This is a genomic window from Streptomyces sp. WAC03905, from assembly GCF_057371075.1.
In genome coordinates, this window is the sequence record NZ_JBXYDZ010000003.1 from 4612210 (window position 1) to 4637009 (window position 24800).

Consider the following 24800-nt stretch of genomic DNA (forward strand, 5'->3'; position numbering starts at 1 on the left):
CACACACTTCCGCGGGCTCGGGGGCCCGACCCCCGCGCGGGGCGGGGGGAGCGGAAAATCAGCTGCCGACGGAGGCGTTGCCGGAGAGGACCGGGATGTTGTCCAGGATGTGGGAGAGCGGCTCGTCGCCCTTGGCCTGGGTGGAGTTCTCGGTGCACTGCTGGTTCTGCGGGTTGGACAGGACGTTGATGTCCTGGACGCCGATGTTGAGCGCGGCGATCAGCGACTGGGCGTTGACCTTCGCCGGCAGGCCGATGCAGGGCTTGTTCAGGGAGCCCTGGACCAGGCTGAGCTGCGGGCTCTGGTCGCCGTGCGTCTTCTGGTTGCCGTAGATCTGCTGGGCACCATTGCCGTTGACGGTGTTGACCCCGTTGTCGTTGCCGATGGCCATGGCCGGGGCCGCGGCAGCAGCGCCCGCGCCGACGGCAACGGCGGAAACCGCGGCGGCGGTCATGAACTTCTTGAACATCTTGATCCTTTTGTCGCACGAGTGCCCGCTGATGGAGCGCCCTGGTCAACTGGGCGGTCAGGGGGTTGGTTCCGCCGCTTCACTCAAACGGCCCGCGCGTCACGAACTTTTCCCCAGCCCGGGTGAGCCGCCTGCGGACACGTGCGCGAAGCCCGTACGCGGCCCCAGTCGAGCCGGCTCGTGTTGCGCTCCGTGCAAGGACTTCCCACGGTGAGTAAGGAGCGGTTCCGACCGGGTCCGCTCCCGTGTCCCCGTGTCCCCACGCGAAGGAACCCCCATGCACCGCACGAAGCCGTCCCGCGCCCGCCTCCTCGTCCCCTCGGCCCTCGCCGTCGTCATACTGACCGGCGCGGCGGCCCCCGCGAGCGCCGTCGACTCCGGCTCCGGCGCGGTGTCCACCAAGGCGGCCCCGGCCGGCCCGATCGACGACCTCGTCAACGGCCTCCTGCAGCAGATCAAGGCTCTGCTCCCGGCGGGCGTCACGCTGCCGGACATCAAGATCCCGGACATCGAACTGCCCGAGATCAAGCTTCCGGAGATCAAGCTCCCCGAGATCCCCGGCGTCCAACTCCCGGAGATCCCGGGGGTCGAGATCCCGCAGTTGCCGCCGCTCACCCCGCCGGCGCTGCCCGATCCGGCCGCTCCCGTGGAACTCGTGCCGGAGGTTCCCGAGGTGGAGATCCCCGACGTCCAACTCCCGGACGTCCAGCTCCCCGCCCTCCCGTAACGGCCGCCGGACGGCAACACGGTGACGACGATTGAGCCGAACAGGTCAGATCGTGTGCAGAACCGTGTCGTCCGGGAGTGTGGACCGTTTCGCTCGGTGTGAGCCCCGGAGCGGGGCGGAACGTCGAACAGAAGGTGCACTTCCCATGAACTCTGCCAAGAAGGCCGCCCTGGTCCTGGCCACCGCTGGTCTCGCCGCGGCCGGCGCCGCCGGCTCCGCCGTCGCCGACTCGTCGGCCGAGGGCGCGGCCGTGGGTTCCCCCGGCGTCCTCTCCGGCAACCTGGTGCAGGTCCCGGTCCACGTCCCGGTCAACGTCTGCGGCAACACCGTGAACGTGATCGCCCTGCTGAACCCGGCGTTCGGTAACACCTGCGTCAACAACTGAGGTCGGTTGCACAACTGACCGTGGGCGCCCCCGGCCTTGCCGGTGGCGCCCACAGTCTTGTCGGCAGGTGCCGGACCGGACCCCGTACGGAACCCGGCCGGACCCCGGCGGTGTGTCAGCCCTTGCCGCCGTTGAGCTGTACGCCGCCCAGCATCGGGGACGCCTGGGTGGCGCCGTTCGCGAGGCCGAGGACGGTGCCGGGCACGTCGTTGCGGGCCTTGTTGACCTTCTGGGCCGTGCCCACGACCTTGTTGACGGTGTCCCCCTGCTCGGCCAGCCCGTTGCCCACCGTCTGCGGAAGGTTCTCGGTCACGGGGGCGACGGCGTCCAGGGTCTCCGTCACCCCGCCGGTCAGGCTCATGGGGGGCATCGCGGCGGCCGGCCCGGCGGCGAACGCGGTGCCGGAGGCACCGAGGGCGGCGACGGAGCCGACGACGACAGCGGCGACCTTCGTGAGCTTCATTGGTGAAATCCTCTTCTTTCGTGGACAGAGGCGTCAGCGGCGACCGGCGCCGCTTTCCCCATGCGTAACGATTCCCGGGCCCCGTGGAAACGGAACGCGGGTACATGACAGCGGCCGGAGAATCCGACGAGGGATTCTCCGGCCGATATTTCTTCCGATTACCGGTATTGCCGGTCAGGCCACGCGCGAGCGCCGGTACAGAATGGCGCCGCCCAGGATCAGGGCCGAGGCGAGGATCGCCGCGGCCGCGGGCTGCCCCGCTCCGGTCTCGGCCAGCACGGGCGCACCGACCTGCGCCGGCGCCGGGGCGGGAGCCGGGGCGGGCAGCGGCGCGGGGGCGGGGGCGGGGGCAGGAGCCGGGGCCGGCGGCAGGTGGACGGGGGTGTCACCGGCGGGGGCGGACGGCGGCTGGTCCGCGGGCGGCGCCGCCTCGGGACCGGGTGCCGGGGCCGGGCGCTCCACCGGGTGGCTGCCGTGCGGCGGCGCGGGCGCCTCCTCCTCGACCGCGGGGCCCGGGCCCGGTGCGGGCGCGGGGAGCGTGTGCGGGGTCTCCTCCTCGACCGGCGGCTGCGGCTGCGGGAGCGGCTTCGGCGCCTCCGCGGCCGGGGGCTGCGGGGCGGGAGCCGGCGCCGGGAGCGGTGCGGGCTGCTCGGCGGGGGGTGCGGGCGCCTGCTGGACCGGTTCCGGACCGGGCAGCGGGGCCGGGTGGTCGTCCACCGGGTGCGGCATCGGGTGCGGGTGCTCGGGCGCGGGCGGGGCGTGGTGCGCCGGCGGGGGCGGCGCCGGGTGGTCGTCGCACTCCTCCTCCGCGCCCTGCTGCTGCCCGCCGGGGCCGCCGTAGCCGCCCTCGTGGCGCGGCTCCTCGTGGCGCGGCTTGGCGTGGCGGGGGCCCTCCTTGCGCGGGGCCTGCTGCTGCGGCACCTCCTGCCGCGGCACCTCGTAGCGTCGTTCCCGGCGCTGCTCCGGCAGGGCGTGGCGGCCCGGGCGCTCGTCGAGGTAGCGCTCGAAGGCCTCGGCGTGTTCGGGGCTCAGGTAGCGCCCGTAGTCGTGGCCCGCGTCGGTGTGCGAGCCGGAAGCGGTGGCGCAGGTGTTCCCCATCGCGGGATTGAGGGCCGCGCCGCCGTCCACGCTGTTGCCGCACACGTTCGGCGAGAGGGTGATCGGTACCGAGACGCTGTTGCCGGCGAGCACGCCCGGCGAATGCGAGACCTCGGCCGTCCCGGAAGCCGCGCAGGCCGCACCGGTCGCGATCGACAGCAGGCTCGAGGCGGCTGCCGCCGTGAGCATGCCCTTGCCGAGAACCTGTCGGCTCAGTACCTGTCGCATGGGTCCTTACCCTGTCTACCGGCGGGCGCCGGTGGTGTATCGGAGGTGGCCCCGGAGTGCACCGCCGTGCACTCCGGGGCCACCCCGAGGAGGTCTGCCCTTGCGGGCGCACGCGCTGCGTCAGGCGTTGACGCAGGTGTTGCCGAAGGCGGGGTTCAGCGCGCCCACCACGTTCACGGTGAGGGCGCAGACGTTCACGGGTACGTGCACCGGGACCTGGCCGAGGTTGCCGCTCAGGACGCCCGGGGAGCCGACGGCCGTGCCGGCGGCCACCGAGTCGGCCATGGCGGGGGAGGCGGCACCGGCTGCCATCAGTGCACCGGCGGCCAGCACCACTGCCTTCTTGTACGTCATTTCGTTTGTTCCTTCCCGCAGAGGCATATCCGCTGCAGCATGCACAACGAGCTGCCGGCGCAAAAGAAACCACGCTTTTCGAGAGGCGTCCGGAAATTCATCCCGATGCTCCGCCCGAATTCGGGCGACCGGTCTCCCGGATATTCACGTCGTGCATTTCCGCCGATGCGGTCCCGCCCGATATGCGGCGAGGCCGCCGCGACCCGAAGGTGCGACGGCCTCGCGGGCGCGGGGTGCGGTCAGCTGCCGGCGGAGGCGTTGCCGGAGAGGACCGGGATGTTGCTGAGGATGTGCGAGAGGGCCTCGTCACCCTTGGCCTGGGTGGAGTTCTCGGTGCACTGCTGGTTCTGCGGGCTGGACAGGACCGGGATGTCCTGGACGCCGACGTTGACCAGGGCCAGCACGGACTGGACGTTGGCCTTCGCGGGGAGCGCGATGCAGGGCTTGTTGAACGAGCCCTGGATGAGCGCCATCTGCGGGCTCATGTTGCCGTAGGTGGCCTGGTTGCCGTAGATCTGCGCGGAGTTGTTGCCGTTGACGGTGTTGATGCCGTTGTCGTTGCCGACCGCCATCGCCTGCGGCGCCATCGCGGCACCCATGCCCACGACCGAGGCGGCAACCGCGGCCGAGGCCATCATCTTCTTGATCATTGTCGTCCCTTTTTTGCAGGATTGCCCGGTAGTGGAGCACCCGGATCAACGGCCGGGACCCGGCTCGGGTTGCGTGGCTTCACCCGGATGCAGCCGTTTCGCGTGGTCCGATTGACGATCAGGCGTTCACTCAGGTGTTGCCGAAGGCGGGGTTCGGCGCGCCCACCAGGTTCGCGGTGAGGGCGCGGACGTTCACGGGCGCGTGCACCGGGACCTGGCCGGGGTTGCCGCTCAGGACGCCCGGGAACCGGCGGCGGGGCCGTCGGCCGACGCATCGCCCGGCGCGGAGGCGGGGCCCGCGCCGCCCATCAGCACGGCGGCGCCCCGGCGGCGACGGCGGCGACGGTGGTGCCGCGCACCAGCCTCTTCTCCATCCGCCTATTTTTTCGGTTCGAACAATGGTGCCCTCATAACGACCCGCCCGTTGCGAGGGTGCGTGCTATCGCCCAAAAGGCCGTACGAGCGAGTCCGACGTGATTTCCAGCCCGATTTCTGACAAAGTTCACTCCTGTTTTGTCCCCTTGATCGAAAATGGAGACAGGGTCATGGGTTCCTCCGGCAGAATCCTCGGCGCACTCGGCCTGCTGTCCTGCCTCGCACTTTCCGTGAACGCCCCCGCGGCCGTCGCCGCCGCACCCGCCCCCAGGGAGCTGCCCCGGGTCCCGTTCACCCAGCGTTACCAGGCCGTGCAGCACGGCGGTCTGGTCCGCGCCTCCAACTCCGGCATCAGCTGCCGCACGGAGCGGTCCCCGCAGGCGGAGCCGTGCGCCGAGGTCAAGCGGGGCGCGGCGGGGGTCAACAGCGACTTCGAGATGTTCTACAGCGAGGTCGACAAGGACCCGGACACCTACAACTCCACCCGGGCCGAACTCAAGGTCCCCCAGGGCGCGAAGGTCTCCTACGCCCGCCTCTACTGGGGCGGGAACCTGCGGGTGGGCGAGCAGAAGCCGCCGGAGGACAACGGCCGGGTGCTGGTCGCCGAGCCGGGCGGGGCGTACAAGGAGGTCCTCGCCGACACGGTGATGGGCCACCGCACGGACGCCGGCAGCGACGCCTACCAGGCGTCCGCGGACGTGACCCCGCTGGTGCGCAAGGGCGGCGCCGGGATGTGGACGGTTTCGCAGCTGAACATCGCCATGGGCCATTCCGAGGTCGGCGCCTGGGGCGGCTGGACGCTGGTCGTCGCCTACGAGCACCCGCAGGAGCCGCTGCGCCGGATCTCGCTGTGGGAGGGCTTCGAGTCGCTCGCCGCCCGGGCCGGTGACGGGACGGTGGAGATCGAGGGCCTGGACGCGCCGGCCGGTGCGGCGGGCAAGGTCGGGGTCGTGGGGTACGACGGGGACCGCGGAACCCTCGGGGACTCACTCATCGTGACGGCCGACAGCGGTCGCCGGGTGAGCCTCAGCGACGGAGAAAATCCTTTTAATGATGTTATGAATTCCACGATCACGGAATTCGGGGGCCAGCCGTTCGTGCGGCAGCCAGATCATATGAATAATCTCGGATATGACGCGGACGTGCTCGATCTCAGTCCCGCCCTGTCCGGTGGCGCCCGCAGCCTGAACTTCACGTTCACGGGCGAAAGTCAGGGTCATTTCCTCGGTGTGCTCTTCGTTCAGACAGACGCGCGCCGCTGAACGCAGGAGACCACTCCACGTGCCCACGCACTCCCGGGCGGCACAGCCCACGACCGTCCTCCACCTCGTACAGCCCGTCGACGGCGGTGTGGCCAGGGTCGTCACCGACCTCGTCCGAGCCCAGACCGCCGAGGGCATCCGCGCCGTCGTCGGCTGCCCGCCCGGCGGCACGCTCGGCGACGCGGCCCGGGCGGCCGGGGCCGAGGTGCTGACCTGGCGGGCCGGACGGTCACCCGGCCCGCGCCTTCCCGCCGAACTCGCCGGCGCCCGCGGGCTCCTGCGCCGCGTCCGGCCCGACCTCCTGCACGCCCACAGCGCCAAGGCGGGCCTGGCCGGACGCCTCGCCGCGCGCGGAACGCTGCCCACCGTCTTCCAGCCCCACGCCTGGTCCTTCGACGCCGTCGGCGGAGCCACCGCCGCGCTCGCCCTGCGCTGGGAGCGGTACGGGGCCCGGTGGGCCGACCGGGTGCTGTGCGTCAGCGAGGCCGAACGCCGCGCGGGCGAGACCGAGGGCATCACCGCCCGCTGGACGGTGATCCGCAACGGCGTGGACCTGGACCACTTCCGGCCCGGCGCGCCCGACCCCGGCCGCGACCGGGCCGAGGCCCGCGCCGCCCTGCCGCTGCCGCCCTCCTTCCCGCCCGACGGCCCGCTCGCCGTATGCGCGGGCCGGATCTGCGCCCAGAAGGGGCAGGACATCCTGCTGCGGGCCTGGCCCGAAGTGCTCGCGACGGTCCCCACGGCCCGTCTCGCCCTCGTCGGGGACGGCCCCGACACCGAACGGCTCCGGCGCACCGCCCCGCCGGGAGTGCACTTCGCCGGCGCCGCCACCGACATCCGACCGTGGCTTCGGGCCGCCGATCTCGTTGTACTGCCGTCGCGGTGGGAAGGCATGGCGCTCGCCCCGCTCGAAGCCATGGCCTGTGGCCGGCCCGTCCTGGTCTCCGACGTCAGCGGTGCCCGGGAGAGCCTGCCGCCCGGCCAGGGACACCAGTGCCTGGTACCGCCGGAGGACCCGACGGCGCTGGCCGAAGCCCTGGGACGGCTGCTCGCCGAGCCGCGGCTCCTCGCCGCACTGGGGGAGCAGGCCCGGCAGCACGCCCGGACCGACTTCGACGTGCGGCGGACCACGGACGCGGTCAGCGGCCTGTACCACGAACTGCTGGGCAGGCCCCGGCCCTTGAACCAGGAGCGCATCAGCCGATGACGATGGACAGCGCACCCGCCCGGCACACCGGGCAGGGCGGCACAGGGCCCGGCGGCAGCGCCTTCGCGCCCGCGCCCCACGCGGCGACCCGCCGCTCCGCGACCGCCATCCACCCGCCGCGCGGGCCCCGGGCCGAGCAGGCCCGGTCCGCCCTGCGGCCGCGGCGCGTCCGCCGCCGCAGCCGGGTGCTCCCGCTGCTCACCGCCGACGCGCTGGCCGCCGTACTCACCGCGGCGACCCTGCCCGCCCCGGCGGCAGTGCCCGTCGCCGCCGCGCTGCCCGCCCTGCTCGTCGCACTGCACGCGCAGGCGGGCCTGTACCGGCCGCGGCTCGCCCCCTCCGCCGTCCTCGAACTCCCGGCGCTCGTGGGGCGCTCCGCCGTGCTGTGGTGCGCCGCGGCCGCCGTCACGGCCGCCCTGACCCCCGCCCGCGCCATGGGCTGGAGCGTCCTGCTGACCGCCGTGTGCCTGCAGGCCGTGCTGGTCTGCGCCGGCCGCGGCCTCGCCAACCAGCTGCACCGCCGCGCCGCCGTGCGCCACCCCGCCTCCACCCTCGTCGTCGGACCCGGCGCCGGGGCGAGCGCGGTGGCCGCCGCCCTGCACAACCGCCCCGAGTTCGGGCTGCGCCCGGTCGGGCTGGCCGACACCGCGGCCGCCGCCGACGCCGACACCGGCGCCCTCCCGCTCCTCGCCACCCACGAGGACGTCCGGCGCGCGGTCATCCAGAACTCCGTCCGGCACGCGGTGTTCACCCGCCCGCCCGAAGCCGACGAGCGCACCGCCTCCCTGGTCCGGCTCTTCCACGACCACGGCTGCCGGCTGTGGCTCGCGGACCCGGCCGGCACCGCCAAGATCACCGGCATGCGGCTGGCCCACCCCGCCGACCAGCTGTGGGGATACGCCGTCCAGCCGCTGCTGCCGCGCCCGGCCCGGCTCCTGGAGCGCTGGGCCAAGCGCGTCCTCGACTCCGCGCTCGCCCTGGTCGCCCTGGTCGCCGCGGCGCCCGTCATGCTGCTCTGCGCCGCGGCCGTCCGGCTGTGGGACGGACCCGGTGTGATCTTCCGTCAGGAGAGGGTCGGCCTCTACGGTCGCCCCTTCACCCTCCTGAAGTTCCGTACGCTGCGCGCCGACGCGCACGAGGCCGCCACCCGCTGGACGGTCGCCGGCGACCGGGGGATGAGCCCGGTGGGGTCCTTCCTGCGCAAGTCCTCCCTCGACGAGCTGCCGCAGCTGTGGAACGTCGTCCGGGGTGACATGAGCCTGGTCGGCCCGCGCCCCGAACGGCCCTTCTTCGTCGCCAAGTTCTCCACCGTCCACCCCGGCTACGAGGCCCGCCACCGGATGCCCGTCGGCATCACCGGCCTCGCCCAGATCAACGGCCTGCGCGGGGACACCTCCATCGAGGACCGGGCCCGCTTCGACAACCACTACATCGACACCTGGTCGCTGTGGCAGGACCTGTGGATCCTCGCCCGCACCGCGGCCTCCTTCTTCCGCTTCCGGCTGGGGGGCAGCTGATGAGCCTCGCCGCCCCCCACCACTGGGCCCGGCCGGACGTCCCGGGCATGCTGCGCCGGCACTGGCCGCTGCTGCCGCTCGCCGCGACCGTGCTGTTCCTGCTCGCCCCGCTCCCGGCGGGGGACGCGACCGCCTCCGGGAAGGTGGGCCCGGCCGACGCCGCCTCGCTGCTGCTCGTCCTGGTCTGCGCCGTGCAGGCGCTGCGCGGCCGGGTACGGGCGCTGACCCCGCTGGGGGTCCTCGTCCTCGGGGCGCCCGCCGTCGGCCTCGCGGTCGCCACGGTCACCGCGGGGGACCCGTACGCGGCCCTGCCGGGCTTCGTCCGCTACCTCCAGGTCTTCGTGCTCGTCCCGGCCGCCGTGGTGCTGCTGGTCCGCGACGCGCGGGAGTTCCGGATCGCGGCCGGCTGCTTCGTGGTCCTGGCCCTGGTGCAGGGCGCGGTGGGAGTCGTGCAGTACGCGACCCACACGGGCGCCTCCTACCAGGGCGAGGACATCCGGGCCGTCGGCACCTTCGGCCCCGGCGACGTGATGGGCATGGCGACGGTCGTCGCCTACGGGCTGGTCGTCGCGACCGCCGCCGCCCTCGCGCCCGGTGTGCCGCCCCGTCTGCGGCGGATCGCCACGGGCTGTGCCCTGGTGCTCGTCCTGCCGCTGGTGCTGTCCTTCAGCCGGGGCGCCTGGATCGCCACCCTCTGCGCGGCCCTGCTGGTGATGGCGCTGGCCGGGATCCGGCGGGCGCTCACCGTCCTCGCCGCCCTGGCCGCAGCCGGGGTGGTCCTGGTGGGCGGGCTCGGCGTCGGCTCCGACATGGTCGCCGAGCGGCTGACCTCCATCACGCAGGTCTCCAGCGCCCCCGACCAGTCGGTGACCGACCGGTACACGATGTGGGCCGCCGCCGAGTCGATGTGGCGCGAGCGGCCGGCCGCGGGGGTGGGCCTCAAGGGCTTCCCCGCCCACCGTGACGGCCACGCCTCGCTCGGGCTCTCCTCCGGCAGCGACACCGCCGGCGCGGGACAGGCGTACATCCGCCAGCCGCTGCTCTCCCCGCACAACATGTACCTGCTGATCCTGAGCGAGCAGGGCCTGATCGGGCTGCTCGCCCTGGTCGGCGGCTGGGCGGCGCTGCTGGTCGCGGGACTGCGACGGCTCGCCTCCGGCACGGGGGCGCGGATGCGGGACTGCGGGCTGATCGCGACCGGACTGTTCGTGTGGCAGCTGACCGACTTCCTCTACGCCGACATCGGCGGCCCGTCCACCGTCCTGACCGGCGTGATCATCGGCCTGGCGGCCTGGTGGGCGCTCGCCTCCCCGGGCCCTTCCCCGGGCGACGCGGGGCCGCTGCGCGGGGGCCCGGCCCCCGAGAGTTCGAGCGGCCGGTGACGGGCGCCACGCCCTGGCGGCCCGCCCCCGGCCCCCCGGCCGGGGCGGGCCCCTCCCGTGTCCCGCCGCCCCCGCCCGTCCCGTTGGGCGGAGGGCCGGGCCCGACGTCCACCGGCCGGCGCGGCCGCGCCGGACGTGGGCCGGCGGACCCGGGTTTCGTCGCCGGAGGCCTGCCGGGCGGCGATCCCGCAGTGCGGGAACCGCGCTTCGGCTCCGTCGGATATCCGGGCGGGGCCCCCGCGGGCCGCGGGGTACGGGTGGCGGCGCGGGTCGCGAGCGGCTCCGCCGGCGCGCCCCGAGCCTCACGGGCAGCGGCCGGTGGCCGGCTCGGCGCCGAGTCCGCCGTACCCGCCGTACCCGGCGGCGGCCCGTTCGACGGCGAGCGCCGCGCGGGGGAGCCTGCCGTTTCCGCCGCTCCGGGCGGGGGCCGCCGCGGTGCCGCCCGTCGCCGCGGCGCGGCCCCCGCGTCTTCCGCGGCTTCCGCTCCCGACGGGAACCGGTTCGGGCGCGGCTCACGGGGGAACGACCCCGAGATGTCCGCCGAGCCCGCCGCAGGCGCACCGCTGGGGCGGTTCCTGGCCAAGGCCGCAGCGGTCACCGCCGGGCTCACCGCCGCCGGTTCCCTGCTCGGGCTGGTGCGCGACCAGACCATCGCGCACCTCTTCGGCGCCGGCCATGCCAGCGACGCCTTCCTCATCGCCTGGACCGTCCCCGAGATGGCCTCGACGCTGCTCATCGAGGACGCCATGGCGCTGTTGATGGTCCCCGCCTTCAGCCACGCCCTGGCCCGCCGGGCCGCCGCCCGGGCCGGACTGACCCGCACCGAGGCCCGGGCCCAGGACCCCGTACGGCTGCTGGTCGGGGCGACCCTGCCGCGGCTCCTCGTCTTCCTGGCCGCCGTCGCCGCCGTCCTCGTCGTCGCCGCTCCGGCCGTCGTCTCCGTCCTCGCCCCCGGCCTGCCCGACCCGGGGCTGGCCGTCGAATGCACCCGCCTGACGGCGCTGACCGTGCTCTCCTTCGGCATCGCCGGCTACTTCAGCGCGGCGCTGCGCGCGCACCGCTCCTTCGTACCGCCCGCCGCGATCTACGTCTCGTACAACATCGGCATCATCGCGACCATGGTGGCCCTGCACACCCTGTGGGGCGTGCGGGCCGCCGCCGCGGGAGTCGCCGTCGGCGGGCTGCTGATGGCGCTCGTCCAACTCCCCGCCTTCGTCCGCCACGTGGGCTTCGGCCCGCCGCGGGCCAAGCGCGCCGCCGCCCCGCGCAGCCAGCGCGACCGCGACCGCCCCACCCTCATCGCCCTCGGGGTCATCGCCCCGGTCATCCTCTTCGCCGTCTTCCGCCAGTCGCAGGTGCTCGTCGAGCGGTTCCTGGCCGCCTCGCTCCCCTCCGGGGCGATCTCGCACCTCAACTACGCGCAGAAGGTCGCGCAGATGCCGATGGTGCTGTCGCTGATGATCTGCACCGTCACCTTCCCCGTCGTCGCCCAGGCCATGGCCGCCGGGGAGCGCGAGAAGGCGCGGCGGCGGGTCGAGCAGGACCTGGCCCTGGCCGCCCTCGCCGTGCTGATGGGCACCGCGCTCGTCATCGGCTACGCCCCCCAGATCATCCAGGTCCTCTTCGAACGCGGCGCCTTCAGCCACCAGGACACCCTCGCCACCGCCTCCGTCATGCGGGTCTACGGACTCGGACTGCTCGGCCACTGCCTCGTCGGGGCGCTGTCCCGGCCCTTCTTCTCGACCGCCCGGCCCACCTGGTTCCCGGCGCTCGCGATGGGTGCCGGACTGCTCGTCAACGTCGTGGCCGGAGCCTTCGCCGTCCGCTGGTGGGGCACCTACGGGATCGCCGCCGCCAACGCCGCCGGCATCACCACCACCGCCGCCCTGCTGCTCACCGGACTCGGCCCGCGGATCATCGCCATCCACGTCCGCCGCGTCGCCGGCGGTATCGGACGGCTCGCGGTGGCCGCCGGCGCCGCCTGCGCCACCGGGTGGATCGCCGGACCCATGGTCCCCGACCCGCTGCTCAGCGCGGCCCTCGGCTGCCTGCTGGTCCCGGCCATGTTCTGCGCCACCGGCACGGCCATACGCGCCCTCGAAATCACCGCCCTGCCCGCTCAGATCTCCCAGTTCACGCAGAGGTTCCGCAATGTCCGCTGACACCGACACGGCTCCCGCCGCCGCGGTGGCCCCCGCCCGCCGGACCGCCCCGCCGTGGGTCCTGATGTACCACTCGGTCGCCGAGTTCACCGACCCCGCCGAGGACCCGTACGGGATCACCGTCACCCCCCTCGCCCTGGAGACCCAGCTGCTGTGGCTGCGTTCCCGGGGCCTGCGCGGGGTGTCGGTCGGCGAGCTGCTGCGGGCCCGGGCGACGGGCCGGGGGGCCGGGCTGGTCGGACTGACCTTCGACGACGGCTACACCGACTTCCTGACCCACGCGCTGCCGCTGCTCCGCCGCCACGACTGCACCGCCACCCTCTTCGTCCTGCCCGGGCGCCTCGGCGTGGACAACGTGTGGGACCCGCTCGGGCCGCGCAAGTCCCTGCTCACCGCCGAGGGCATCCGCGACGTCGCCTCCGCCGGAGTGGAGATCGGCTCGCACGGCCTGCTCCACCAGGACCTCACCGCGACCGCGGACGACGTCCTCCAGCAGGAACTGCGCGGCAGCCGCGACCTGTTGCGCGAGCTGACCGGAACCCTGCCCGAGGGGTTCTGCTACCCGTACGGGCACCTCGACGCCCGCGTCGTCGACGCGGTCCGGGCGGCCGGCTACGGCTACGCCTGCGCCATCGACCCCGGGCGGCTCGCCGGCCCGCACGCCCTGCCGCGCACGCACGTGAGCCAGGCCGACGGCGGGGTCCGGCTGCGGGCCAAGCACCTGCGCCACCAGGTCCGCGAGCTGCGACGGGCGGTGTTCCGGTGAAGTCGATGGAGTCGGTCAAGGCACTGCACGTCATCACCGGCCTCGGCGTCGGCGGCGCCGAGCAGCAACTGCGGCTGCTGCTGAGGCACATGCCGATGCGGTGCGACGTGCTGACGCTGACCAACCCCGGCCCGGTGGCCGAGGGGCTGCGCGCCGACGGGGTACGCGTCGTGCACCTGGGGATGCGCGGCAACCGGGACCTGGGGGCGCTGCCCCGGCTCGTGCGCTTCATCCGGCGCGGCCGGTACGACCTCGTGCACACGCACCTGTACCGGGCCTGCGTGTACGGGCGCATCGCGGCCCGCCTCGCGGGCACCGGGGCGACCGTCGCCACCGAGCACTCCCTCGGCGAGGGCGAGATCGAGGGCCGCCCGCTCTCGGGCGGGGTCCGGGCCCTCTACCTGGCCAGTGAACGTCTGGGCGCGGCGACCGTGGCCGTCTCCGACACCGTCGCCGCCCGGCTGGAGGGGTGGGGCGTGCCGGCCGCCCGGGTCCACGTCGTACCCAACGGGATCGAGGCCGTCCGCTTCCGTTTCGACGAGGGCGTCCGCCGGGCCACCCGCGCCCGCACCGGGCTGCCCGAGCGGGCCTTCGTGGTCGGCGGCGTCGGCCGGCTGGTCCCGGGCAAGCGCTTCGACGTGCTGGTCCGGGCCGTGGCCGCGCTGCCCGGCGCGCACCTGCTGCTGGCCGGGGACGGCCCGGAACGGGCGGGGCTGCGCAGGCTGGCCGCCGAACTCGGCGCGCAGAGCCGGATCCACCTGCTCGGGGAGCGGGACCCGCTGGGCGACAGCGCCGACGGCCGGACCCCCGGCATCCCGGCCCTGCTGGCCGCCATGGACGTCTTCGTCTCGCCGTCGCGGGAGGAGGCCTTCGGGCTCGCGGTCGTGGAGGCCCTGGCCGCCGGACTCCCCGTCCTGCACGTGACCTGTCCCGCCATCGACGACCTGCCCGCCTCCCAGGCCCCCGGCGCCCGCCGCATCGGCACCGGCACCGAGGAACTCGTCGCGGCACTGCGCGGCCACATGGAGGCGGGCGCGCGCCGGCTGCCCCCGCCGCCGGTCGTGCGCCGCTACGACATCGCGGGCAGCGCACGCCGGCTGCTGGACGTGTACGACCTCGCCCTCTCGTCGGTCGCGCCGGGCGCGGCGGGACCGGACCGGAGCACGGCGGGGACGGACCGGAGCCCCGCACCGGACACCGCCCCGCGACCGCCGGCGGGGCTGCCGGTGCCCGGGCCCGGCGCCCCCCGGCAGACGCCCGGCGCCGGCGCCTGACCCCCTACCCGAAGGGGTCCCGCCGGGACCCGCAGGAACCCACCTCCCTCCAGGAAGCGAGCACGACCATGGCCGACAGCGCCGAGAAGAAGTCCGAGAAGCAGGAGAAGAAGGCGGACCACCGCTCCGGGAAGAGGCCCAGGCGGCGCTTCACCCGGCCCCCCGTGTGGTGGCCGCTGCCCGCCTGCGCCGTGCTGGGCCTGGCCGCCGGAGGGGCGTACGGGGTGCTCAAGGCTCCCGAGTACGCCGCCACCAGCTACGTCGTCGCCGTCCCCGACGACACCACCGAGCCCGCCACCGCCCTCGGCTTCGCGCAGGCGTACGCCCGTATCGCCACGAGCAGCTCCACCCTCGCCTACGCGCAGCCCCGCGCGGGCCTCACCGCGCGTCAGCTGCGCACCCGGGTGCGGGCCGAGACCTCCCCCGAGTCACCGATGATCGCCGTCACCGGTACCTCCACGAGCCCCTCCGAGGCCGCCGACATCGCCAACGCGGTCGCCGACGCCCTGTCGCTCAGCAGCAACCAGGCCGCCAAGAACACCGGTGTCCAGCTGCTCCTCTTCAACCAGGCCGTGGCCCCCGCCGAGCCGGCCTCCCCGTCCGCCGCCATCAGCGGCGCCGTGGGGCTGTGCGCCGGCGGGCTGCTCGGCGGTCTGTGGCTGCTGGCCCGGCCCGGCCGCGCTCGGCGTCCCGAGGACGGCGTGGCGACGCCCGCCGCCGGTCCGGGCGCCCGGCCCGCGGCGGAGCACGGGGCCGCGGTCCCGGCCGAGGAGTACGCCAGCCTCCCCGCGCAGGGTGAGCCGGCCACGGCCAAGGAGAAGGAGTCCGTTCGATGAGTTCGGGCTCCGCCGGGGCCCTGTCGGTGACGCTGTGCCGCGACCCCCGGCAGTTCGCCGCGCTGGAGGAGCCGTGGAACCGGCTCGTCCGCGCGTGTCCCAGCGCCACCCCCTTCCAGAGCCACGCCTGGCTGCACTCCTGGTGGCTGACGTACGGCAAGGAAGGCCGGCTCCGGATCGTCCTCGTCCGGCGCGGCGGCGAACTGGTCGGCGCGGCCGCCCTGATGCTCGTGCACCGGCCGCTTCCGCTGCTGGTGCCCCTCGGCGGCCCGATCACCGACTACTTCGACGTGCTGGTGGCCGCCGAGCACGCCGCACAGGTCGTCCCGGCGCTCGCCCACGGGCTGCACCGGGCTGCCCGCGGCGCGGTGGTCGACCTGCGGGAGGTCCGCCCCGGGGCCGCCGCCGAGGAGCTGTACCGGCAGTGGCCCGGGGTCGGCAGCAGGCTCGCCGACTCCACGTGCATGGAGCTGCCGACGCTGCCGTTCGACGAGCTGGTCAAGCGGATGCCCGCCTCCGGCGCCCAGCGGGTGCGGGCGAAGCTGCGCAAGACCGACGCGGCCGGGATCGAGGAGCACGAAGCCACCGAGCAGGAGGTGCCGCGTGCGGTACGGAACCTGCTCCGGCTGCACGAGAAGCAGTGGCGCGGGCGGGGGGTGACGCCGGAGCACATGCGGCCCCGCTTCGCGGAGCACCTGACCCGGGCCACCCGGCGGATGGTGCGGGCGGGGGAGGGCCGGCTGACGGAGTTCCGGCTGGACGGCAAGGTCGTGGCCGCCAACGTCACGCTGCTGTCGGCGGGACTGAGCGGCGGCTACCTCTACGGCGCGGACCCGGACCTGCGGGAGCGCAAGGTGGACGTGGCGACGCTGCTGCTGCGCTACGAGGCCGGGCGGGCGCTGGAGGAGGGCCGGCCGGTGGTGAGCTTCCTGCGCGGCAACGAGCCGTACAAGAACCACTGGCGGCCGGCGACGGTCGTCAACCAGCGCTTCCTGATGTCCACCGGCGCGCTCGCGCCCCTGCTGCGGCTGCACGAGTCGCAGGTGACGGGGCGCGAGCGGGCGGTGGAGGCCCTGCGGGAGGCGCTGCCGGCCGCCAGGGACTGGCGGGCGCGGCTCAACGAGCTGCGGGTGCGATGACCCTTCCCGGTCTAGAAGGGCCAGAAGCCGGAGCCCTCGCCCAGGTCGATCTTGACGCAGATCGACTGCTTGCCGACGAGCTTGGACAGCCACTCGCCGAAGTTGATCGGGAGGCACCACTGCGTGTTGTTCAGCGGCGGCGGCGGCTGCTGCGGCTGCGGCTTGGCCGGCGTGGGCTCCGGTTTCGGCACGGCCGGGCTCGGGGTGACGGGCGTCGGCGCCACGGGCGAGGGCGCCGCGGGCGTGGGCTTCGGCACCTCGGGGCTCGGGGTGCCGGGCCCGGGGACCTCGGGGCTCGGCTCGGGGTCCGGCTCCAGCGGGCCGGGGCTGGGGTCCGCGGGTGTCGGGACCTCGGGGCTCGGCACGGCCGGGCTCGGCTCGGCCGTCGAGGGCTCGGGGAGCGGCGTCGGCACCTGCGGGGTGGGGACCTGCGGCGTCGGCACCTGCGGGGTGGGGACCTGCGGGGTGGGGACCTGCGGCGTGGGGACCTGGGGCGTCGGGACTGCCGGAGTCGGTACGGCCGGGGTCGGGACCTGGGGGGTCGGTACGGCCGGGGTCGGGACCTGCGGCGTGGGCAGGGACGGCGTGGGCACGACCGGCGTGGGCACCACGGGGGTCGGCACCACGGGCGTGGGCACGACCGGCGTGGGTACGACCGGGGTCGGGGTCACCGGAGCGGGCAGCTCGGGCGTCAGCGCCGACCGGAAGACCCGGGTGGACTCGGGGTTCTGCTTGCACTGCCACACGCCGTGCGGGCAGTAGTCGGTGATGGTGTGGTAGAGCGGCTTGTTCTGCGCGATCCAGCCCAGCATGCGCCGTACGTACTCGGGATTGTCCCCGCGCCGGAACAGCCCCCACTCGGGGTACGAGATCGCCTTGCCGTGCGCCCGCGCGAAGTCGACGTGTTTCTGGAGCCCGTACGGCTGGGAGATCTGGTCGTCGAAGGACTCGCCGGGGGCCTGGTCGTAGGAGTCCATCCCGATGATGTCGACGTGGTCGTCGCCCGGGTAGCACTTCGTCCAGCCGATCGCGTCCGTACCCCGGTTGGGCGCGAAGTCGAACGTGAACTTCTGGCCGGGCACGGCGCGCATCACGTCCACGACGCGCCGCCAGTACACCTTCCAGTTCGCCGGATCGGGGCGGCACCGGTGGGTGTAGGTGATGCCGTTCATCTCCCAGCCGAGCACGATCACCGTGTCCGGCACGCCCAGCGACACCAGCCGCTCGGCGAGCCTGCGGAAGTGCTCGTCGTACTCGCCGCGCGCGCCCGCCCGGATCAGCCGGGCCACTTCCTGGTCGGACACCCGTGCCTCGTTGCGCGCCTGCATGGGCACGTTGAGCACGAACATCCGGTCGTCGTCCGCGCGGCGCCAGCGCGCCCAGTCCTCCAGGAAGGACACCCTGCCCTCGATGCCCGCCCACTGGTCGCCGGGGAGATAGGTGTGACCGACCCGGATGTCCTTGCCGCCCAGCCACCGCGAGAGGTGCGCGATCCGGGCCACGCCGTTCGGCCCGTAGTCGAGATAGGCACCCATGGCGATGCCGGAGTGCCCGGCACGGTCGTCGTCCGGCGTCGCGAGGGCGGCACCGGTGGCGAGCAGTCCGGCCGTCACCGTGCCGATGCAGGTGCCTGCCAGTCGGCGGCGTGGTCTGGGCATGGCGTCTCCCGAGCTTTCCCGAATCGGTGTGCTTGCCAGAGACGTTAGGCATCACATCTGACGAACGGCCTGTTCGGTGACTGCCGCGTAGGCCATTAGCAGCTGCGCACCACCCCCGCTTGGTCCGACTAGGTGAAAGACACCGTTTCCATGCACGCGTTCGCCAACCATGTGCCCGCCGTTGTGCTCAGACTCGACCGCAATCCGTTCCACCACGGGACCCTCGGCGCCGTCAGATCCCTTGGCCGCAAGGGCGTGGAGGTCCATGCCGTCGTCGAGGCCGGGGGAGGTCCCATGGGGCGTTCGCGGTACCTGCGGGCCGTCCATCCCGGACCCGTCGGCGGGCTGGACCCGGAGGCGCCCGAGGCCCTGACGGAGTGCCTGGCGCGGGTGTCGGAGCGGATCGGCCGCCCGGCCGTGCTCGTCGCCATGGACGACCTGAGCGCCATCGCCGTGTCCCGGGTCGCCCCGCAGCTCCGCGACCGTTTCCGGATCCCCCATCAGCCCGACAACCTGCCCGCCCGCGTGGCCGACAAGGCCGAGCTGTCGAGGCTGTGTTCGCGGTGGGACGTACCGCACCCGCAGACCGTGGTCCCGGCCAGCGGTACGGAGGCGGCGGAGGCGGCCCGGCGGCTGGGCCTGCCGGTGATCGCCAAGTGGAGCCGGCCCTGGTTGCTGCCCACCGGCGCGGCCGGACTGCGCAGCACCACGCTCGTGCACACCACCGCCGAGGCGCGCCGGCTGTACGAACGCTCCGCCGAGGCCGGGAGCCGGCTGCTGCTCCAGCGGTTCCTGCCGGCCGGGCCGGACACCGACTGGTTCTTCCACGGCGCCTTCACCCGGGGCGGGCGCCCGCTGCTCGCCGGTTCGGGCCGCAAGGAGCTGTCCTGGCCGGTGCGTACGGGTCTCACCGCCGTGGGGCGGTGGCTGCCCGACCCGGCGGTGGAGGAGGCGGCGCTCAGGCTCGCCGAACGCCTGGGCTACCAGGGGATCCTGGACCTGGACTTCCGCCGGGACGAACGCGGCGTCTTCCGGCTGGTCGACTTCAACCCCCGCCCGGGCGCGCAGTTCAGGCTGTTCACGGACGCGGCCGGACTGGACGTGGTCCAGGCGATGTACCTGGACCTGACGGGGCAACGGGTCCCGCAGCCCACGGGCGGCGCGGGCCGGGTGTTCGTCGCAGAGAACTACGCGCTGCTGGCGGCGGTGCGGGGCCGGTCCCTGCCGCCCCGCTCCCCGGCGCCGGTGCCCGCGCCCGCGCGGCACGGCGGGGCCGCCGAGCGGGGGCGGGTCGAGGCGGCCTGGTTCGCGGGGGACGACGTCCGGCCGTTCCTGGCGATGCTCGCCGCGTTCCTGGGGCGTGGCGCGGCCAAGGGGGCGAGGGCCCTGCGCGGGGTACCGGCCCAGGGCCGCCGCACCGCGCGGGCGGTCGTCAGGGCGCCCCGGCAGCGCGGTCGGGAACAGCAGGACGGGACCGCCGGCGGGCCGGTGTCCCGCCCCGCGCCGCCGGAGGCTTCGGCCGAGCCGGACGAACTGGTGAGCCGTTGACCGGGCCCGGCCCGGCGGGCGGGGCCGGACGGGTGCCCCGCAGGTGACGATCGAGGTGGAGGAACGGCCGTGACGCGGATCGACGATCTCGTGGTGATCGGCGCGGGCCCGTACGGGCTGTCGATCGCCGCACACGCGGCCGGCGCCGGTCTGGACGTACGGCTGCTGGGGCGGCCCATGGCCTCGTGGCGGGACCACATGCCCGGCGGCATGTACCTGAAGTCGGAGCCGTGGTCCTCCAACCTGTCCGCGCCGGACGGGAGGCACACCCTGGCCGAGTACTGCGCCACCCTCGGAACGGTCGCGGAACACGGCACTCCGCTGCCCATCGGCACGTTCAGCGCGTACGGGATGTGGTTCGCCCGGCACGCCGGGCCGGAGGTGGAGGAGGTGACCGTCACGGAGGTGACCCCGCAGGGCGACGGCTTCCGCGTCCGCACCGCCGAGGGACCGCCGCTGCTCGCCCGTACGGTCGCCGTCGCGGTCGGGGTGATGCCCTTCACCCAGTACCCCGAGGCGCTGCGGGGGCTCCCGCCCGGCCACTCCTCGCACAGCAGCGGCCACCGGGACCTGTCCGGCTTCGCCGGCCGGGAGGTCGCCGTGCTCGGCGCCGGGCAGGCGGCCCTGGAGACCGCCGCCCTGCTGGCCGAGCAGGGCGCGCGGCCCTGCCTGGTCGCCCGGCGCTCCCGGCTGAACTGGAACACGGTCCCGCAGCCGCTGAGCAGGCCCGCGCTGCGCGCCCTGCGCGATCCGCACAGCGGCCTCGGCACGGGCTGGCGCAGCTGGGTGTGGTCGGAGCTGCCCTGGGCGGTGCGCCGGCTGCCCGCACCCACCCGCGAGCGGATCGCGTCGACCGCGCTGGGACCGGCCGGCGCCTGGTGGCTGCGGGACCGCTTCGAGGGGCGCGTTCCGGCGCTGCTCGGGCACGCGCTGCACCGGGCCGTGCCGGTGGGCGAGCGGACGCGGCTCGGGCTGACCACGCCCCAGGGCGAACCGGTGGTCCTGGACGTCGCCCACGTCATCGCGGCCACCGGCTTCGCCCCGGACCTGGACCGGCTGGAGATGCTCGACGCGGGGCTGCGCGCCGCGCTGACGACCGTCGGCGGCGGCAGGGCCCCGGAGCTGGGCCCCGGCTTCGAGTCCTCGTGGCCCGGGCTGTTCTTCGCGGGGCTGCTGGCGGCTCCCTCATTCGGCCCTTCCATGCGATTCGTGCACGGTGCGGGCTTCACGGCGGGGAGACTGGTGAGAGGAGTCCGCAAGCGCCTCGGTGCCCGGGGACCGCGGCCGGGCTCCCCCGGTGCCGCCCGGTCCGTCCCGGCCGGTTCGCCGGGACCGGGTGCGGGGGTGCCGCCCCCGGGACATCCGAAGACGTACCTGCGGTGAGAACCGCGGGGAGAAGGGGTCCGTGATGAGCGCTGAGCGAGCACAGGGCCGCGGCTGGGTACGCATTCCCGCCAGCCGCGGCGAACAGTCCGCCACGGCCCGGCCCGCCGGGCACGAGCGGCCCCCGTACCCGGCCCAGGCGTACCCGGCCCCGGCGTACCCGGCGCCGTATGCGGGCCCGTACGCCACGGCGTCCGCCGCCGACCAGCCCACGATCTACCTCTCCCTCGTCAAGCGCTGGCGGGAGGCCGGGCGCACCCTTCCGGGGCATCCGGACGAGGAGTGGGAGCGGCTGGTCTCCCAGCCGTGCTGGCCCGGCCGTTAGGGGGTGCGGACGGTGGCAGCGGCGGAGCGCGACGGGGACGGGCCGGCCCGGCGCGCCCCCGTGACCGACGCCGCGGAGCGGCTCGCGCTGAACGGCATGGGCAGCTTCGAGTGGGACCTCGGCGCGGGGACGGTGGCGCTGGACGAGGCCGCGATGGCCGTGTTCGACCTGGAGCCGGAGGAGTACGACGGCACCGCGGAGGGCGCCGCGCTGCGGATGCGCCCGGAGGACGCCGCCCGGCTGCGCGAGACCATCTCACGGGTCCTGGCAGAGGGCGGGGAGACGTTCGGCGCGTACGTCACGGTGCACCGCCGCGACGGCAGCGACCAGTGGACGCACACCACGGGCCGGGTGGTGCGCGACGGGGACGGGCAGGCACTGCACATCGCCGGGATCGTGCGGGACGCGGCGGCGGAGCTGGCCCACGCCACGCTGCTGCGCAAGCTGGAGGCGGCGCGCGCCCAGCAGACGACGATCGTGCAGCGCACGACCGAGGCCCTCTCGCGGGCGGTGACCGTCGACGACGTCACGGCCGCGCTGACCGGCGCCGGCGCCCTGGAACGGCTCGGCGCCGACGGGCTGGCCCTGGGGCTGGTCGAAGGCGGCACCATGAAGATCATCGCGCTGAGCGGGGAGTCGCTGGAGATCCTCAGCGAGCGCCGGTTCACCCGGATGGACGGGTCGCTGCCGCTCTCGCACGCGGTCCTGACCCGGCAGGCACGTTTCGTCACCTCGCTCACCGAGCTCGGCGACGAGTTCCCGCTCCTGGCGGACTACCTGAACCGCATCCGGTTCGACGCCGCCGCCTACCTGCCGCTGATCGCCCAGGCCAAGGCCATCGGCGGGCTGGTCCTCTTCTACCGGCGCCGCGAGGAGTTCAGCCCGGAGGAGCGCAACCTGTGCCTGGGCCTGGCCGGCATCGTGGCCCAGTCCCTGCAGCGGGCGCTCCTCTTCGACCAGGAGCGGGAGTTCGCCACGGGCCTGCAGGCGGCCATGCTGCCGCGCCGGATCCCGGAGATCTCCGGCGGCGAGATCGCGGTCCGCTACCACGCCGCGTGGAGCGGGCGGGAGGTCGGCGGGGACTGGTACGACGTGATCGCCCTGCCCCGCAACCGGGTCGGCATCGTCGTGGGCGACGTACAGGGCCACGACACGCACGCGGCGGCCATCATGGGCCAGCTGCGGATCGCGCTGCGCGCGTACGCGGGGGAGGGCCACCCTCCCTCCACCGTCCTGGCGCGGGCCTCGCGCTTCCTCGCCGAGCTCGACACCGAGCGGTTCGCCACCTGCATGTACGCCCAGGTGGACCTGGAGACGGGCGGGGTGCGCGCCGTGCGCGCGGGCCACCTCGGCCCGCTGATCCGCCACACGGACGGGCGAACGGGCTGGCCCAACGTGCGCGGCGGCCTGCCGCTGGGGCTGGCCTCGGCCTTCGCGCAGGAGGAGTTCCCCGAGACCCAGCTCGACCTGGTCCCCGGGGAGACGCTGGTGCTGTGCACCGACGGCCTCGTGGAGGAGCCCGGTACGACCATCACCGCGGGCATGGACGCCCTCGCCCACGCGGTGCGCAGCGGCCCCCAGGGCGCGGGGGCGCTCGCCGACCACCTCTCGGACCGGCTGTGGGAGCGCTGGGGGTCCGGGGACGACGTGGCCCTGCTGGTGCTGCGCAGGGCTCCCGACCCCGGCACGCACCGGGCACCGCGCATCCACCAGTACGTCCACCAGGCCGACCCGGAGGGCCTTTCCGAGGCCCGCTACGCCCTGCGCCAGGCCCTGCGCGACTGGGGCGTGCCGGAGCTGGCCGACGACGTGGAGGTCGCGGCGGGGGAGCTCCTGGTCAACGCCCTGCTGCACACCGACGGCGGAGCGGTGCTGACCATGGAGGTGCTCCCGGAGCCGGTGCGGCGGATCCGGCTGTGGGTCAAGGACCGCTCCAGCGTGTGGCCGCGCCGGCGCAGCCCGGGCGAGGCGGCCACCACGGGGCGCGGGCTGCTGCTGGTGGACGCGCTGGCCACGCACTGGGGCGTGGAGTCCCGGGGCGACGGCAAGGCGGTGTGGTGCGAGTTCGACGTCGGCGGCAGTTCCCGCGCCGCGGGGTGACCGGCCGGACACGCCGAGTTGTGGGCGGCGGGGGCCGGGGCGATGATGCCGCCATGGAACGGAACGCGCTGTGCGCAGGCTGAGCAAGGGTGCCGTGACCGGCATCCTCGCCGTACTCCTGCTGGCCGCCGGGGTGCCGACGGTCGTGGACTGGACGACCGGGCGACCGCACGCGGATCCCGGCTGCCAGGCGGTCGCCTTCATGTCGATGACGGGCGTCGCCCCCGAGTGCCGGTCCCGGTAGCGGCGGCTACCGGGAGGACGCGCCCCTCGTGCCGGGCACCGTTCAGTGCGCGCGGACCTCGACGTCCGCCGTGGCCTCGGCGACCGTGGTGACCGACTTCGGCATCAGGCCCGAGAGGCGGATCTCCTGGAGTTCGACGGTGACCACCGCACGGCCCGGGCGCACGTTCACCCAGCGGCCCGGGGCCGTGGCCACCCAGCGGCGCTCCTTGCCGTCGCACACGGGCTGCTCCGCGCCGACGCTCAGCCGGCCGCCCTCGTGCTCGACGGTCGCCTTGATCTGCATCGCCCCCGAGGGTGACGCCTGCTCGCAGTGGTACGAACCGGAAAGGGTGACGGTGCCGTCCGCGGCGACGTAGGCATCGTGATGTACGGAAATACCTTGATTGAAAACGGTGGCGCCGGCCGGAGCGCCGAACAGCGTGGTGGCGGCCAGTGCGGAGAAGGCCGCCAGGGCCATGCGGCGGGCGGGGATGCGCATTCTTCCTCCAGGGGGTGCGGACGGCGGTATTCCGCCGGAACGATTGTGCTGGCAGGTGGACGTACGCACTCGCTCCGCGCACTCGTGTCGTTGTGTGCAATTGCCCGCCCGGGCGCGTGAAACTGGCCGAAATACGCGCCCGAAGGGATCTTGCATGCGCCAGCCCGCCCTCCTTGCCCTCCCCGCCCTTCCAGCCCTCGCCCTGCTCCCGTTGCTGCTGTTCGGCGCCACCGCCTGCCAGGGCGTTCCCGAGGGAGCGGCCCTCGCCCCGGCCGCGGCGCCGGCCGTCCCGGTGGACGACGGGGCCCCGGGCGGCGAGGGCGCCCCGGTACGGCCCGGGGCGAAGGATGCCCATGTGGGTGACGCCGTACGGGTGCACGGCTCACAGGTCGGACGCCACCTGGAGGTCGTGCTCGGCGCCTTCGTGAACCCCGCGATCAGCGCGGACAAGGCCTTCGCCCCGTCCCCCGGCAAGCGCTGGGTGGCCGCCTCGATGTCGTTCGTCAACGTGGGCGGTGCCTCGTACGGGGCGCTCGGACGCATGTGGGCGCACGACGGCGCCGGGCAGCGCCACCCCGTGATCCCCACCGGTGAACTGACGACCGGCAAACCGATCGTCTTCGATTCCCTGGAGGTCGGTGAGCGGGCAGAGGGATGGGTGGTGTTCGAAATTCCGGAAAACGCGCGCATTGTGCGGCTCGAATACCAGGACGCGAACATCAGGGCGAATTCCGGAGAGGGATTCTGGGCCGTCTAGCCCGCCCGGGT

Annotated in this window: 24 protein-coding genes and 1 pseudogene; 17 read left to right on the plus strand and 8 right to left on the minus strand. The window is 74.6% G+C overall.

Going from position 1 to position 24800, the window contains the following annotated elements; translation table 11 throughout:
• Positions 1-58: 58 nt before the first annotated feature.
• The gene (locus tag AC2RP6_RS23355; protein WP_030649254.1) at positions 59-469 is read right to left on the minus strand and encodes a rodlin; all 411 of its coding nucleotides are present in this window, start codon (positions 467-469) and stop codon (positions 59-61) included.
• 277 nt (positions 470-746) lie between these two features.
• Here AC2RP6_RS23355 and AC2RP6_RS23360 point away from each other — a divergent pair, with 277 nt between their 5' ends.
• Together AC2RP6_RS23360 and AC2RP6_RS23365 are read left to right on the plus strand one after the other, a co-directional pair.
• Positions 747-1196: a hypothetical protein gene (locus AC2RP6_RS23360; protein WP_486447961.1), complete on the plus strand. Its 450-nt coding sequence runs from the start codon at positions 747-749 to the stop codon at positions 1194-1196.
• Positions 1197-1341: 145 nt separating this feature from the next.
• Positions 1342-1581, plus strand: coding sequence for a chaplin (locus AC2RP6_RS23365; RefSeq protein ID WP_030649260.1), 240 nt, complete (start codon positions 1342-1344; stop codon positions 1579-1581).
• A gap of 115 nt (positions 1582-1696) precedes the next feature.
• Here AC2RP6_RS23365 and AC2RP6_RS23370 read toward each other — a convergent pair whose 3' ends face one another.
• The 5 genes and pseudogenes from AC2RP6_RS23370 to AC2RP6_RS23390 all read right to left on the minus strand — a co-directional run bounded on the left by AC2RP6_RS23370 (position 1697) and on the right by AC2RP6_RS23390 (position 4748).
• Positions 1697-2044, minus strand: a complete 348-nt coding sequence (locus AC2RP6_RS23370) for a hypothetical protein (protein WP_486447962.1) — start codon at positions 2042-2044, stop codon at positions 1697-1699.
• A gap of 174 nt (positions 2045-2218) precedes the next feature.
• The gene (locus tag AC2RP6_RS23375; RefSeq protein WP_486447963.1) at positions 2219-3370 is read right to left on the minus strand and encodes a chaplin; all 1152 of its coding nucleotides are present in this window, start codon (positions 3368-3370) and stop codon (positions 2219-2221) included.
• A gap of 120 nt (positions 3371-3490) precedes the next feature.
• The gene (locus tag AC2RP6_RS23380; RefSeq protein WP_486447964.1) at positions 3491-3724 is read right to left on the minus strand and encodes a chaplin; all 234 of its coding nucleotides are present in this window, start codon (positions 3722-3724) and stop codon (positions 3491-3493) included.
• Between the two features lie 239 nt (positions 3725-3963).
• Positions 3964-4374, minus strand: coding sequence for a rodlin (locus AC2RP6_RS23385; protein ID WP_030031071.1), 411 nt, complete (start codon positions 4372-4374; stop codon positions 3964-3966).
• Positions 4375-4504: 130 nt separating this feature from the next.
• Positions 4505-4748: pseudogene (locus AC2RP6_RS23390) on the minus strand (chaplin).
• 99 nt (positions 4749-4847) lie between these two features.
• Here AC2RP6_RS23390 and AC2RP6_RS23395 point away from each other — a divergent pair.
• The 9 genes from AC2RP6_RS23395 to AC2RP6_RS23435 all read left to right on the plus strand — a co-directional run bounded on the left by AC2RP6_RS23395 (position 4848) and on the right by AC2RP6_RS23435 (position 16294).
• On the plus strand, positions 4848-6011 hold the full coding sequence (locus tag AC2RP6_RS23395) for a DUF3344 domain-containing protein (RefSeq protein ID WP_486447965.1): 1164 nt from the start codon (positions 4848-4850) through the stop codon (positions 6009-6011).
• 19 nt (positions 6012-6030) lie between these two features.
• A complete protein-coding gene (locus tag AC2RP6_RS23400; RefSeq protein WP_486447966.1) occupies positions 6031-7218 on the plus strand; it encodes a glycosyltransferase in 1188 nt (395 codons plus the stop codon).
• Positions 7215-8735 (plus strand): exopolysaccharide biosynthesis polyprenyl glycosylphosphotransferase, encoded by a 1521-nt coding sequence (locus AC2RP6_RS23405; protein ID WP_486447967.1) that lies wholly within the window; start codon positions 7215-7217, stop codon positions 8733-8735. Before AC2RP6_RS23400 ends, AC2RP6_RS23405 begins: the two co-directional genes overlap by 4 nt.
• On the plus strand, positions 8735-10117 hold the full coding sequence (locus AC2RP6_RS23410) for an O-antigen ligase family protein (RefSeq protein ID WP_486447968.1): 1383 nt from the start codon (positions 8735-8737) through the stop codon (positions 10115-10117). The genes AC2RP6_RS23405 and AC2RP6_RS23410 overlap by 1 nt, the downstream gene beginning before the upstream one ends.
• 533 nt (positions 10118-10650) lie before the next feature.
• Positions 10651-12279: a murein biosynthesis integral membrane protein MurJ gene (gene murJ, locus AC2RP6_RS23415; RefSeq protein WP_486447969.1), complete on the plus strand. Its 1629-nt coding sequence runs from the start codon at positions 10651-10653 to the stop codon at positions 12277-12279.
• Entirely contained in the window at positions 12269-13045 is a 777-nt protein-coding gene (locus AC2RP6_RS23420; protein WP_486447970.1) for a polysaccharide deacetylase family protein, read from the plus strand. Before murJ ends, AC2RP6_RS23420 begins: the two co-directional genes overlap by 11 nt.
• Positions 13046-13050: 5 nt before the next feature.
• Complete coding sequence (locus tag AC2RP6_RS23425) at positions 13051-14319, plus strand: glycosyltransferase (RefSeq protein WP_486450417.1); 1269 nt, start codon at positions 13051-13053, stop codon at positions 14317-14319.
• Between the two features lie 68 nt (positions 14320-14387).
• Entirely contained in the window at positions 14388-15155 is a 768-nt protein-coding gene (locus AC2RP6_RS23430) for a YveK family protein (protein WP_486447971.1), read from the plus strand.
• Positions 15152-16294 carry a GNAT family N-acetyltransferase gene (locus tag AC2RP6_RS23435; RefSeq protein WP_486447972.1) on the plus strand — a complete coding sequence of 381 codons (1143 nt, stop codon included), beginning with the start codon at positions 15152-15154 and terminating at the stop codon, positions 16292-16294. The genes AC2RP6_RS23430 and AC2RP6_RS23435 overlap by 4 nt, the downstream gene beginning before the upstream one ends.
• A gap of 11 nt (positions 16295-16305) precedes the next feature.
• Here AC2RP6_RS23435 and AC2RP6_RS23440 read toward each other — a convergent pair whose 3' ends face one another.
• Positions 16306-17952: a glycoside hydrolase family 26 protein gene (locus tag AC2RP6_RS23440; protein ID WP_486447973.1), complete on the minus strand. Its 1647-nt coding sequence runs from the start codon at positions 17950-17952 to the stop codon at positions 16306-16308.
• A gap of 150 nt (positions 17953-18102) precedes the next feature.
• Here AC2RP6_RS23440 and AC2RP6_RS23445 point away from each other — a divergent pair, with 150 nt between their 5' ends.
• The 5 genes from AC2RP6_RS23445 to AC2RP6_RS23465 all read left to right on the plus strand — a co-directional run bounded on the left by AC2RP6_RS23445 (position 18103) and on the right by AC2RP6_RS23465 (position 23552).
• A complete protein-coding gene (locus tag AC2RP6_RS23445) occupies positions 18103-19500 on the plus strand; it encodes a carboxylate--amine ligase (protein ID WP_486447974.1) in 1398 nt (465 codons plus the stop codon).
• Between the two features lie 78 nt (positions 19501-19578).
• Entirely contained in the window at positions 19579-20883 is a 1305-nt protein-coding gene (locus AC2RP6_RS23450; RefSeq protein WP_486450418.1) for an NAD(P)-binding domain-containing protein, read from the plus strand.
• A gap of 25 nt (positions 20884-20908) precedes the next feature.
• Entirely contained in the window at positions 20909-21208 is a 300-nt protein-coding gene (locus AC2RP6_RS23455; RefSeq protein WP_486447975.1) for a hypothetical protein, read from the plus strand.
• Between the two features lie 12 nt (positions 21209-21220).
• Complete coding sequence (locus AC2RP6_RS23460; protein WP_486447976.1) at positions 21221-23308, plus strand: SpoIIE family protein phosphatase; 2088 nt, start codon at positions 21221-21223, stop codon at positions 23306-23308.
• Positions 23309-23378: 70 nt separating this feature from the next.
• On the plus strand, positions 23379-23552 hold the full coding sequence (locus AC2RP6_RS23465; protein ID WP_168714568.1) for a hypothetical protein: 174 nt from the start codon (positions 23379-23381) through the stop codon (positions 23550-23552).
• Positions 23553-23594: 42 nt separating this feature from the next.
• Here the strand turns inward: AC2RP6_RS23465 and AC2RP6_RS23470 are convergent, their stop codons facing one another.
• The gene (locus AC2RP6_RS23470; protein WP_486447977.1) at positions 23595-24032 is read right to left on the minus strand and encodes a DUF6299 family protein; all 438 of its coding nucleotides are present in this window, start codon (positions 24030-24032) and stop codon (positions 23595-23597) included.
• Positions 24033-24186: 154 nt separating this feature from the next.
• On the opposite strand from AC2RP6_RS23470, the gene AC2RP6_RS23475 reads away from it, so the two are divergent.
• Positions 24187-24789 carry a DUF4352 domain-containing protein gene (locus tag AC2RP6_RS23475; RefSeq protein ID WP_486447978.1) on the plus strand — a complete coding sequence of 201 codons (603 nt, stop codon included), beginning with the start codon at positions 24187-24189 and terminating at the stop codon, positions 24787-24789.
• Positions 24790-24800: the final 11 nt, after the last annotated feature.